7 protein-coding genes and 2 tRNA genes are annotated in these 10,754 nt (G+C 43.2%); 4 read left to right on the top strand and 5 right to left on the bottom strand.

Going from position 1 to position 10,754, the window contains the following annotated elements; translation table 11 throughout:
* Positions 1-144: 144 nt before the first annotated feature.
* Together QVC79_RS16315 and QVC79_RS16310 are read right to left on the bottom strand one after the other, a co-directional pair.
* Positions 145-217: transfer RNA gene (locus QVC79_RS16315), tRNA-Gly, on the bottom strand.
* A 7-nt stretch (positions 218-224) separates the two neighbouring features.
* A tRNA-Tyr gene (locus QVC79_RS16310) sits at positions 225-306 on the bottom strand.
* A gap of 224 nt (positions 307-530) precedes the next feature.
* On the opposite strand from QVC79_RS16310, the gene QVC79_RS16305 reads away from it, so the two are divergent.
* Positions 531-1,106, top strand: coding sequence for a DNA-3-methyladenine glycosylase I (locus QVC79_RS16305; RefSeq protein ID WP_270594863.1), 576 nt, complete (start codon positions 531-533; stop codon positions 1,104-1,106).
* 47 nt (positions 1,107-1,153) lie between these two features.
* Here the strand turns inward: QVC79_RS16305 and QVC79_RS16300 are convergent, their stop codons facing one another.
* Genes QVC79_RS16300 through tsaD form a run of 3 tightly spaced genes read right to left on the bottom strand, consistent with a single transcriptional unit; the run spans position 1,154 to position 3,768 of the window.
* Complete coding sequence (locus tag QVC79_RS16300) at positions 1,154-1,786, bottom strand: SagB/ThcOx family dehydrogenase (RefSeq protein WP_270594862.1); 633 nt, start codon at positions 1,784-1,786, stop codon at positions 1,154-1,156.
* Positions 1,786-2,715: an NAD(P)-dependent oxidoreductase gene (locus tag QVC79_RS16295; protein WP_270594861.1), complete on the bottom strand. Its 930-nt coding sequence runs from the start codon at positions 2,713-2,715 to the stop codon at positions 1,786-1,788. The genes QVC79_RS16300 and QVC79_RS16295 overlap by 1 nt, the downstream gene beginning before the upstream one ends.
* A gap of 24 nt (positions 2,716-2,739) precedes the next feature.
* A complete protein-coding gene (gene tsaD / locus QVC79_RS16290; RefSeq protein WP_118304294.1) occupies positions 2,740-3,768 on the bottom strand; it encodes a tRNA (adenosine(37)-N6)-threonylcarbamoyltransferase complex transferase subunit TsaD in 1,029 nt (342 codons plus the stop codon).
* 258 nt (positions 3,769-4,026) lie between these two features.
* On the opposite strand from tsaD, the gene QVC79_RS16285 reads away from it, so the two are divergent.
* From QVC79_RS16285 to QVC79_RS16275, 3 genes are all read left to right on the top strand, one after another.
* A complete protein-coding gene (locus QVC79_RS16285; RefSeq protein ID WP_270594859.1) occupies positions 4,027-8,463 on the top strand; it encodes a translocation/assembly module TamB domain-containing protein in 4,437 nt (1,478 codons plus the stop codon).
* A 125-nt stretch (positions 8,464-8,588) separates the two neighbouring features.
* A complete protein-coding gene (gene rocD / locus QVC79_RS16280; protein WP_124317336.1) occupies positions 8,589-9,800 on the top strand; it encodes an ornithine--oxo-acid transaminase in 1,212 nt (403 codons plus the stop codon).
* Between the two features lie 158 nt (positions 9,801-9,958).
* Positions 9,959-10,516: an RNA polymerase sigma factor gene (locus QVC79_RS16275; RefSeq protein WP_270594858.1), complete on the top strand. Its 558-nt coding sequence runs from the start codon at positions 9,959-9,961 to the stop codon at positions 10,514-10,516.
* Positions 10,517-10,754 lie beyond the last annotated feature (238 nt).

The raw sequence follows: 10,754 nt of genomic DNA, 5'->3' as shown, positions 1-10,754 counted from the left end.
GAAGGGGCCTATAATAATTTGGTTTACATCTTGGTTTACACGGGGGGTGTTTTGCTTACATCATTGCTTACATGAGGGGGTAAAAACCATGAAAATAGCCTGAAATGAAAAAAGCACCTACAATCGTAAGTGCTTTAAAATGAGAGCGGAAAACGGGACTCAAACCCGCGACCCCCAGCTTGGAAGGCTAGTGCTCTATCGACTGAGCTATTTCCGCGAATAAGTGGGGAGAGCAGGATTCGAACCTACGAAGACGATGTCAGCTGAGTTACAGTCAGCCCCAGTTGGCCACTTTGGTATCTCCCCTTTGTTCAAAGAACAATTATTTCGGGTGCAAATATACTGCTTTTTGGTTTTGGCGCAATAGTTTTTGGTGATTTTTTGCGTGTCGATATTTAATTTCTTTAATAATGTAAAGGAGTTCAGAGGATTGTTTAGCGGAGTTTATGGCGTAAATAGTATTCTTACGTTTGATAATTGTATGTATGGAATAATAACTACATTTGTAATGTATTATAAATATTATAATTATGCAAGATTTAATAAACGGACGCTGCGGTTGGTGCGGAACGGACGAACTGTATGTAAAATATCATGATCAAGAGTGGGGAAAATTGGTGACCGACGACAAGAAATTATTCGAGTTTCTAGTGTTGGAGAGCGCTCAAGCCGGATTGAGTTGGATAACTATTCTTAGGAAACGGGAGGGATACCGCAAAGCCTTTTGTGATTTTGATGTCGAGCGGGTAGCACGAATGACAGATGAAGATGTTGAACGGTTGATGCAGTTTGATAGTATCGTGAAAAATCGTCTAAAAATCAAATCAACAATTACGAATGCAAGACTATTTATTGATATTCAAAAGGAATTCGGTAGTTTTTATGACTACACGCTGTCGTTTTTCCCCAACAGGAAGCCGATTGTCAATATTGTTCGGTCTTTAAGCGAGATTCCGGCATCTTCTCCTGAATCTGATGCCATGAGTAAGGACATGAAAAAGCGGGGTTTTAAATTCTTCGGAACCACGATTTGCTACGCCCATTTGCAGGCTGCGGGGTTCATTAACGATCATTTGACAGATTGTATTTGTCGGAGGGATAAATAATATTTTTTTAAGAGGGGAAAAAGAAAACCGCCCGAAGGCGGTTTTAATCATTTCTTTTTGTATCCCACGGGTTGCGTGTAGATAACGAAGTGTTTCGCCGGGAGTCCGATGACTTTGGCTAATTCTTCCTTATCCACGGAACCGATGACCACGGTTGCCATATCTTTTGCTGCACATACCAAATAAACGGATTGTGCCATGTAGCCGGCATGGTGGTAAGAGTATTCTTTCTGGTGTTCCGGGTTCGTGATTCGCCCTTCCTTGTTATGGTCGGCCGTGTAGATAAAACACACGGGAGCGACACCCATGAAAGGTTGTGGACCACACTCTTTACGGAAATCTCCTTTCTTCACGAGTTCCAATTCGTGTTTCTCCGCGTTATAGCGGTAGATTCCATCTGCCGTGGCCACGTAAAGCACCATTTCTTGCCAGTTGGTGGCGGTGGGAACTGTTCGTTTGCCGCTTTCCGGACGGTTAATACCGTTTGCGGCCCACACTAGGTCGGAAAGGTCTTGTAAGGATAGTTGTTTCGAGTCGAAATTACGGTCTGTTTGCCGTTCGTTCAAACAGTCCATGAGTGCTTTCCCCCCGCTCTTTTTCGGGGCGGGTAATTTGATGTTTTGGGCGCTGACCGCGCCACCTAATACTGTTAGTACCAGCATTGTGATAATTGTTTTCATTAATTTACAACATTAGTGGGTGTACCATTAAAGAAGTTCAGGATGTTATCAACAGCTTCCTGCCCGGTGGCAATGCGCGTGTCGATAGTGCCTGTAGCGTTGTGAGGGGCAAGGATCACGTTATCCAAGCCGTAGAGCATTTCAGTAACATGGGGTTCATCCTCGAACACGTCCAAGGCGGCCCCGGCAATCGTTTTATTTTGTAGACAGATAGCTAATTCTTTCTCGTTGATGACTGCCCCGCGAGCGGTATTTACCAGAATAGCGGTCGGCTTCATCAATTCGATTTCCCGTTTCCCGATCATATGGCGGGTTTCGTCCGTCAGCGGGGTATGGATGGAAACAAAATCCGATCTTTTCAGTAACGTGTCAAGATCGACTTTCTCGTATCCTTCTACTGTACTCCGACGATTGTAGTAAATAACATTCATACGGAATGCTTCTGCCAGTTTAGCCACTGTTTTACCGATATTTCCCATGCCGATAATTCCCAACGTTCGCCCTTCCAGCGTGAAACCGAGATTTTTCATAACGCCCCATATGCTTTCTTTTTCAACCCGGATGCGGCGGTCACATTCGGTAATTCTGCGTGCGGCGCTCAACATGAGCCCCATGGCCATTTCTGCTGTCGGGAAACATACTGCTTTCGGGGTGTTACAAACGGCAACTCCTTTGGAACGGGCGAATTTGATGTCGATATTGTTGTAACCGACACCGAAATTACTAATTACTTTTAGTTTTTTCCCGGCCTCGATAACGGCGTTATCGATTGGACGGGTGAAAATGCCTAGAATAACATCGTAGTCCGGAACAAGTTTGATTAATTCTTCCGTGGTGAAATACTCGCCTTCCGGCATTGTGATCGTGTGTTCTTTTCCCAGTTTGGCGAATGATTCGCGGGGAATGTTGTAAGTAACTAGAACTTTCATATTTTTAATTTTAAACTTTAAACTCTAAACTTTTCTCAAACTCATGCGGGCATCTGCCGGGGCTTCCAAGCCGATAAACTGTGATGCCAAGTATTTATAATATCCCGTAACGGCAACCATCCCCGCATTATCCAGCGAGAAACCCAACCGGGGGATGAAAACTTCCCAACCGAGGCGGGCGCCTTCGTCATACACGGCTTTTTGTAACCCGGAGTTGGCTGATACCCCGCCTCCAATGGCGATTTGTTTGATCCCGGTTTGTTTAGCGGCTTTTTTCAATTTGGCCATGAGAATATCAACGATCGTTTTTTGCAGTGAGGCACAAAGATCGTTGAGGTTATGTTGTATGAAATCCGGGTCGTTTTTGATTTCATCCCGGATAAAGTACAGGAACGAGGTTTTCAGCCCGCTAAAACTATAATCCAATCCGGGGATATTCGGTTTGTTGAACGTGAATCTTTCCGGGTTACCTTCTTTTGCCAAACGGTCGATTACCGGTCCTCCGGGATAAGAGAGGCCCATTACCTTGGCGCATTTGTCGTATGCTTCTCCCGCCGCGTCATCAATGGTCTGCCCGATAACTTCCATGTCTAGGTAGTCCCGTACGATGATAATCTGCGAGTTTCCCCCGGACACGAGTAGGGTTAGGAACGGGAATTTTGGGTGACGGGATTCCACACCCGGTTCTTTGATGAAGTTCGCGAGAATGTGTGCCTGCAAATGGTTCACCTCGATCATGGGTATTTGTTTGGCAATAGCGAATCCTTTGGCAAAGGACGTTCCCACAAGGAGAGAGCCCAGTAATCCGGGGCCTCTGGTAAAAGCCACTGCATTTACTTCATCTTCTGAGACTCCGGCTTGTTTTAAAGCTTGCGCTACCACCGGGATAATGTTTTGCTGGTGTGCCCGGGATGCTAATTCTGGTACGACTCCTCCGTAGGCCTCGTGAACCTTTTGACTGGCAATAACATTCGATAGCACAACCCCGTCTTTTAGTATAGCGGCCGAGGTGTCGTCGCAAGAAGATTCAATACCGAGAATTACAATGCCCATTTTAATTTTAGATTTAATGATTTTAGATTTTAAATTGAACTCCTCCGTCGGTTTTGCTGCGATTTTTTTGCTTCCTTTCTGTTTCTTTTTTAACTTTATAAGCGTTCACCTGCGGTAAGTTACAATTTTTTTCCATTTTCAACTTTCCATTTTTAATTTTCAATTATTAAGATGAAATGTCCTGCAATATTAATAAATTTGCGTGCAAACTAAAATAATGACAGCATAAAAAAAATAATCTCCATATTATCTCGGTGTGTGATAGGATTGATCTTTTTGGTCTTTGCTGCATACATGGCTTTAATGACCCCGTTTGTACAGACGAGGTTAGTGGATTATTTTACCCGTATTTTAGAGGAACGGACGGGAACCACGATTTCTATCGGACGGGTGGAATTCCGCCCGATAGAGTCATTGATTTTAAATGATGTGTTTGTTCGGGATTGTCGTCAAGATACGCTTGTGTTTTGCGAGCGACTGGTGATGAAGGTGGATTCCGTGAGTTTCGTGAAAAGACGTTTCACGATTACGGAGGCTGCTTTCGAAAAAGCCAAGTTTAATTTATGGATCGAACGTAGGCAAGATGGAGGGGAGAGTCTTACAAACGTGGAACAGCTCATTAATTCTTTTTCATCTTCCAAGGTCGATACCGTGCCTCAAACCTCTTCGGGGTGGAACGTGAATCTGACTCAGGTAATATTGAAAGATTGTCGTTTCCGGTATATCGAGAGCGATTATGAACCGACAGATTACGGGATTAATTGGACGGACGTGGAGTGTCAGAATCTGAACGTGCGTATTTCAGGTATTGATTTTTCGAACAAGCAATATCGAGCTAAAGTTGCGGGACTTCGTTTCAGGGAAAAGTCCGGTTTCGAGGTGACCAATATGGGAGGGGAAGTCGTGGCGAGTGATGATAATTTGTTGGTAACAAACACGTTTATACAGACAGAACGAAGTAAGGTTTATTTGGATACGTTGGAGTATAACTGGGTTCCGGAACACGATTACTGGCGTAATTTTACCACGAGGATGCAACAGCGTTACGTGTTTACCGATTCTAGGGTAAGTTTTGATGATCTGTCGTATTTTAACGGGAAGTTATTGGGAATGCATAATACCGTTTTCGGTAGCGGGGTTGTTTTTAACACGATAAATAATCTGGAAGGGCGTGATTTAGAGATTTATTTGGGGGATAAAAGCGTGCTGCATGGTTCATTTGCATCGCACGGGTTACCTGCTTTTTTCGAAACGGATTTCAATATTGATTTCACGGATACGAAGGTGTCTCCACCGGAATTGGAGGCTATTTATATGCCTTGGCTTAGAAGTCATTACGTGAAAATACCGGAAATCTTGCATAAATATGATGTCTTTACTTTTGACGGGAATTTTCAGGGAAAGATTGAGGACTTTGCTGTTAAGGCTCGTACCACGACTCCCGGAATGGTGGGAAGCGTGCTTTTTAATTGCGTGATGGACAGTATCGGGGATATTCGTTACGATGGTTGGTTCGGTTTAGGACAGGTGCAATTCGGATTTCTCACGGAACAATCCTTTTTGGGTAGAGGGTCATTTTTCGGGAAGTTTGATGGGGTGTTGGGTGATACAATTTCTCGATTTAATTTGTCGAGTAATGTACGTCGTTTGCAGTTATATGATAAGGAAATTCGGGATATTCGCTTGACATTGGGAACGGAAGGTGAACACTTGTATTTACTTTCTTCCGTGAAAAATGATAGTTTGCAGGCTGATGTTCTTTTGGATTATATTATGGGCGACACGTTGAGTTTGGCAAAGACTCAAGGCTATGTGAACGTGCGTCGGTGGGATTCGTGGGCTCCCTCTGTTTTTGGGGAGAGAGAGTCTGTTGAATTTGATTTTAGCGGTACTTTGAAGCAAAGTGAGGATAATTGCTGGGTGGAATTGCTGGTGCCGGGGTTGAAGTACGAGAACAGTAGGGGAACGTGGAGTACCGATTCCTTAAAATTTTCCACGACTATACTGGGAGAGTACAGTTTCACTCAATTGCAGTCGGATGTGGCGGACGTGACGATGGAAGGTTTCTTCCATTCCTTGGAAGTGACGGATTTGTGGAATAGTTTTTTGGTAAGTTATTTGCCCGACTATAAGTATGCTGTTGACAAGGCTTTGCCGGAGGGTACGAGCCTGATGCTGGATGTGCATTTAAATGACATTAATCCTTTTTTGAAGGTGGCTTACCCGCAACTGAAATTGTCCCGGGGTGGGAACTTGGCCTGTGAGTATCATTATGCCGATCGTCAAGTAGAGTTGTCTTTGGAGGCAGATACAATTTCCTATGGTGATTTTAAATTACGTGATTCCCGAATGAAACTGAATGGGGACGGGATAAACTTGCACTGCACGTATTCTGCTGATGAATTGAGATATATGAATTTCGGGAAGTTGTATAATGTGCGGAACGTGATAGAAGTAAACACGAATAACGTGAGCGAGCGTCTGACTTGGTGTAATTGGGAGAGGGAGAGTTATAGCGGGTCGTTTGCAGCTAACTTGCGTTTGTTGAAATACGGAGACCGCCATTTAACCCAAGTGTTTATTCATCCGAGTACGTTTGTTATGGCGGATAGTACATGGCACGTGGCACGTTCCATGATTTTGAAGGAGGACAATAATATTTTCGTGAATAATTTTGAAATCAACCGGGGCGAACAGCGTTTTCGTTTATGGGGACGGGTGACGGATAATCCTCGTGATGTTCTTTCTTTGGAGTTTCATGATTTCAGTTTGACCGAGTTTAACAAGATCCTTTTTGATAATAAATTACAACTTTTCGGTCAGGTGAATGGTGAAGTGAAGATTCGAGATTTGTATAATGATAATTTGATATATGCCAACGTGAATGTGGATCAGTGGGGAGTTAACCGGGATACATTAGGGGTACTGGATTTGAATTCTCGTTGGGACGCGTTGAATAGTGCTTTGGAGATAAGCATGGTTAACCGGATGAAGGAGAGAACCCCGATCGGGGTATTCGGGTATTATAAGCCTTCTACGGATAGTTTGAACGTGAATCTGGAGCTTTCCCAGATCGAGGTGAATTATCTGGCCGGTTATTTCCCCGATATGTTGAAAGGTGGTGAGGGTACGATCTCGGGTAATCTGGTTATGAAGGGGACAACACAAAAAGCCTCGGTTGACGGTTTTCTGGAAATGGATTCCGTGGCGCTTACGGTAGCCGGATTGAACACGGCGTTTAAAGTCGATGAGCGTTTACCCGTGAAGAATAATCGGGTCGTGCTGGATAATTTCAAGATATATGATGCCAAGGGACATGCGTCGGTTTGTTCGGGGTATTACGATCTGAATTCGAATTTATACGACGTGTCGCTTAAATTTAATAATTTCCGGGTGTTGAATACCAAGGCAAACCAGAATGAAGCATTTTACGGGCAACTGTATATCACGGGACAAACCCGGATGAATAATTTGTCCGGGGACGGGGCTTTATCCGTGAATCTAAAACCGGAAGCGCATTCCGTACTTTACATTCCATTGACTTCCGCGTTGACGGAGGAAGATGGGAGTTTCCTACATTTTATAAATAATCGTCAGGCAGATGAGGGACGGCGTGCGGAAGAAGAGCGTTCTTCACTGGTTTCTAATTTTGATTTGAATGCTAATATCGAGATCAATAATAATCTGGAGGTTCAGATTATTTTCGACCCCACGATCGGGGATATTTTGAAAACGGTGGGAAGTGGTAATCTGCGTTTCGGTTTGGGGAAAGATAACGAGTTGGATATGTTCGGGGAGTATAAGATCGAGAAAGGGGATTACTTGTTCACGTTGAGTAATTTGATTAATAAGAAGTTCGTGCTTAACCCCGGGGGAAGTATCAGGTGGAATGGCTCGCCGTATGATGCCACAATCGACGTGAGTGCTATATATAATTTACGTACTTCTTTGAGTGATTTGCTTGCTGGAACTACGACGACGGTGGATAAGACAACGAAAGTGCCTGTTGAGTGCGAGTTGAAGTTGGGGGAGAATCTGATGAACCCGAACGTGCAGTTCGGCATTAATTTCCCTTCTCTCGACGTGCAGATGCGAAGCCTGATGCAGAGCTTTTTTTCCAGTCAGGACGAGATTAATAAACAGATGTTTTCTTTGTTGATATTGAACAAGTTCTATACTCCGGATTATATTGATAAGGATGCCGAACTGGAGGAACGGAATGCGGGTTACCAGATGGGAGTGACGACAGCGAGTGAGTTGTTGTCAAATCAACTATCTCGTTGGTTATCGCAGATCAGTAATAATTTTGATATTGGTTTTTCTTACCGTCCGGGTGATCAGGTGACGACAAACGAGTTCGAGCTGGCCTTGTCGACCCAGATCTGGAATAACCGGGTGACGATTTCTGCCAATGGTAATATGATGGAGAAAGCAAAGACTAATTCCAACACGTCAATCACGGGTGATTTTGACGTGGATGTGAAATTAAATCGTCAGGGGACGCTGCATCTGAAGGCCTATTCGCATACAGACGAGAAGATTACCTATAATGCGACCGAGACCGTGCAAGGTGTCGGTGTCTCTTATCAAGAGACTTTTGATACCTTCCGAGAGTTATTCCGTAAATACTTGGCTATTTTTAAGCGGAAAAAACAATCGACGTCTCCCGTGCAATCTTCTGATAATAAGCAGTAATTTTCATTTCCAATTTTTCATTTTTAATTTTCCATTCTTTGTCATTGTTTTTTTGATTTTTTTTCATCAAATTGTGCTCGTTACGTGAAAACGTCGAACCTAACTAAAATTATATCATGAAAAAAATGACCGAACAAGAGTACATGGACCGCGAGGCCCAATACGGTGCTCACAATTACCATCCACTTCCCGTGGTGTTAGAAAAAGGAGAAGGTATTTACGTGTGGGATGTTAACGGAAAGCGTTATTTCGATTTCCTGTCGGCTTATTCTGCCGTGAATCAAGGACACTGCCACCCGAAGATTGTAGAGGCAATGACGGAGCAAGCCAAAAAGTTGGCTTTGACTTCCCGGGCTTTCTATAATAACGTGCTGGGTGAATGGGAAGAATATATCACCAAATATTTCGGGTACGATAAGGTGCTACCGATGAATAGTGGTGCTGAGGCTGACGAGACTGCTTTGAAATTATGCCGTCGTTGGGGATATGACGTGAAGGGAATCCCTGCCGATCAAGCTAAGATTATTGTTTGTGATAATAATTTCCATGGGCGTACGATCACGATTGTCACGCTTTCTAACGATCCTTCTTCTTATGCTGGATTCGGACCTTTCACTCCCGGATTCGTGAGAATACCGTATGATGATATTCCTGCTTTGGAAGAGGCGTTGAAAGACCCGAACGTGGCCGGATTCCTGTTAGAACCGATTCAAGGCGAGGCTGGTGTTTATGTACCGCATGAAGGATATTTGAAAAAAGCGTATGATTTGTGTAAGGCTCATAACGTGTTGTTTATGGCTGACGAAGTGCAGACCGGTATTGCCCGCACGGGTAGAATGCTGGCGTGTGATCACGAGGGGGTGCGTCCGGACGTTTTGATCCTAGGTAAAGCCATTTCCGGAGGATTAATGCCTGTTTCCTGCGTGTTGGCAGATGACGAGATCATGTTGACCATTAAGCCGGGAGAACATGGTTCGACTTACGGGGGAAATCCCATCGCGGCCAAAGTGTCTATGGCTGCTTTACAGGTAATCAAGGATGAGAAACTGGAAGAGAATGCCGAAAGATTGGGTAAGATTTTCCGGGAGAGAATGAAAGCGATTAAATCCGATATGGTGGAACTTGTCCGCGGTAAAGGTTTGCTGAATGCGGTGGTAATTACCCCGAAGAATGGTAAAACGGCTTGGGATGTATGTTTGAAGTTACGTGACAACGGTTTGTTAGCTAAACCGACTCACGAGCATATTATTCGTTTCGCCCCGCCTTTGGTTATCAATGAAGAGCAATTGATTGAAGCGATAGGTATCATCGAGAAAACATTAAAAGAGTTCGAGTAGGCGGATTTGAATTTATTATTAGGCATCTTTTCATGATCACGAGTTTGATCTTGGAAAGATGCTTTTTTATATAGTCCAACAATAGCGTATATTATTTCTTTAAATTGTGAAAAGTTTATTTTTCCGCGTATATTTGTTTTATTAAATATCCCTCTTATATGTCAATAGATTTCGATTCATTATTGGAAGGCGTTAATAAAAAAGATATGCGGGCGTGGGAAGAGCTTTATGCAAGGTATTATGCCGTGTTGTGTTCTTACGTGAACAATATCTTGCGGGATCGGGATCAGGCTCAGGACATTGTACAGGATGTTTTGGTGGCTATCTGGAAATCTTCCAAGCAGTTTGGGGATATGAAGGAACTGACTTCTTATTTATATCGTTCTTGTTATAACAATGCGTTGATTTATAAGCGTAATGTTCAAATCCGTAAGGGTATAGAACAAAAGATCGTATTGGAGGCTGAGGTGGAATTTTCTGACGAGATCTTTGCTATTACCGTGAGGGATGAGTTATTGAGACAGTTGTATTGTTATATCAAGGAATTACCGGATGGTGCAAGGGAAATAATGGAATTAAGTATTTTGGGGTTGTCCGGGCCTGAAATTGCAGAAAAGTTAGGGATCACGATTCACACCGTGAAAACACAGAAAAGTAGGAGCTTCAAGTATTTACGAAAGAAATTGAAAGATTCTGTGCTGTTATTTTTAATTTGACTGAAATTTTTTATCGTTTTTGTCATACTCTTTATGACTTCATGTATTATACAATTAAACGATCGTTTCTTAATAGAAATGACGGATAAGTCAATATTAGATTATGAAAAAAGTAACTATTTGGTTGTGAGAAGTATGAGAAAAGGCAAGAAACGAAATATTAAGCGTTTTGTTGACAATAAAAAACGATCCATTATTGATATTTCGAGTTTTTTCTCGAAGTCGTGGTAAATGCTTG

It is taken from the genome of Butyricimonas sp. (assembly GCF_019423355.1).
Taxonomy (GTDB): domain Bacteria; phylum Bacteroidota; class Bacteroidia; order Bacteroidales; family Marinifilaceae; genus Butyricimonas; species Butyricimonas faecihominis.
The sequence above is the reverse complement of the archived record's forward strand: the minus strand, read 5'-3'. Positions and strand labels throughout refer to the sequence as shown.

Bases quoted from the DNA above. Each gene is read 5' to 3' on its own strand.
- QVC79_RS16305 (WP_270594863.1), top strand. From the start codon at position 531: ATGCAAGATTTAATAAACGGACGCTGCGGTTGGTGCGGAACGGACGAA.
- QVC79_RS16300 (WP_270594862.1), bottom strand. From the start codon at position 1,786: ATGAAAACAATTATCACAATGCTGGTACTAACAGTATTAGGTGGCGCG.
- QVC79_RS16295 (WP_270594861.1), bottom strand. From the start codon at position 2,715: ATGAAAGTTCTAGTTACTTACAACATTCCCCGCGAATCATTCGCCAAA.
- tsaD (WP_118304294.1), bottom strand. From the start codon at position 3,768: ATGGGCATTGTAATTCTCGGTATTGAATCTTCTTGCGACGACACCTCG.
- rocD (WP_124317336.1), top strand. From the start codon at position 8,589: ATGACCGAACAAGAGTACATGGACCGCGAGGCCCAATACGGTGCTCAC.
- QVC79_RS16275 (WP_270594858.1), top strand. From the start codon at position 9,959: ATGTCAATAGATTTCGATTCATTATTGGAAGGCGTTAATAAAAAAGAT.